Origin of the sequence: Sphingomonas sp. SRS2, from assembly GCF_000971055.1 — a bacterium.
Lineage (GTDB): Bacteria > Pseudomonadota > Alphaproteobacteria > Sphingomonadales > Sphingomonadaceae > Rhizorhabdus.
Map to the genome: position 1 here is coordinate 1 of NZ_LARW01000021.1, position 1,203 is coordinate 1,203.

Genomic DNA, 1,203 nt, shown 5'->3' on the forward strand with positions numbered 1-1,203 from the left:
GGCCCAGTCGGCCCGAAGCTGCGATTTTGGTCATCTTGGAGAACACGTCGGGAACGGGCTGGTTGTTGTTGACGATCGCCCATGCGAGGAACGACGTTCCGCTCCGATAAGGGAGCGGCGTTATGAGCCTTGGCGTTTCGAGTGGGGATCTGATCGGCTCCTGGAGCCTGAGTTTTTCGGACATCGCGTTCGTGACCGGCAAAGCGGAGACGGCACGACTGGGATTGGCGGTTCAGCTTAGATTTTTCGCCGGGCATGGCTTCTTTGTGCCGGATCATGCGTCGATACCCTCCGACGGTGTCTTGTATCTGGCGGAGCAACTTGGTCTCGATGCCAAATCCGTGAACCACTATGATTTTTCCGGGCGCACCGCCCGCCGGCATTGCGCGGAGATTTTGCGGCATCTCGGGTTCCGCCGTATGACGCAGACGGATCGCAGGGCGTTGTCGAGGTGGATTTCCGACGATCTTTGTGCGGGCGGGCAGCCGATCAATGCCATGCTCGAGCATGTTTTCCTGTGGTGCCGCGACCGCCGTATCTATGGGCCGTCGCGCAAGGAGCTGGAACGCCTCGTCCGTTCGCAACGACACCTCTATCTGGAGGCCCTGTTGGCCCGAGTCCGCGATCGGCTTGCGCCGGATGCGGTCGCCTTGCTGGAAGCCTCGCTCGCCGATCCCGATGGCCCGACCGGCTTCAACACGATGAAGGGGGATGCAGGTCAGGCGACGCTCGAAAACATTCTTGGCGTGACCGCCAAACTCGCCTTTATCCAACGGCTTGCTCTTCCCCGAGATTTCCTATCGGTCACGGGCAAGGCATGGGTCGATCAGATCGTTCGCCGGGTTGCCGGCGAGAAAGCCTCGGAGATGCGCCGGCATGTACCGGCGCGCCAGCTCGGGCTCTATGCCGTTTATCTGATGGCGCGGGAAGCTCAGCTTACGGATGCGATGGTCGACCTGCTGATCGAGACGGTCCATAAGATCGGATCGCGCTCGAAACGCAAGGTGGTGGGCGATATCGCGAAAGACATCGAGCGGGTCTATGGCAAGGAGCGACTCCTGGTCGAGATTGCCAGCGCTTCGATCGACGATCCATCCGGGCGCATCTGCGATGTCATTTTCCCAATCGCCGGCAAGGACAAACTGGCGGCGATCATCAAGGAAAGCCAGGCAAAGGGCGCCTTGGATCGGCGGATCTACAAGG

Annotated in this window: 1 protein-coding gene; it reads left to right on the plus strand. The window is 60.5% G+C overall.

Annotation, left to right across the window (positions count from 1 at the left end; translation table 11 throughout):
• Window positions 1-122: 122 nt before the first annotated feature.
• On the plus strand, window positions 123-1,203 hold a 1,081-nt coding region (locus WP12_RS00120; RefSeq protein WP_046191742.1), incomplete at its 3' end, for a DUF4158 domain-containing protein.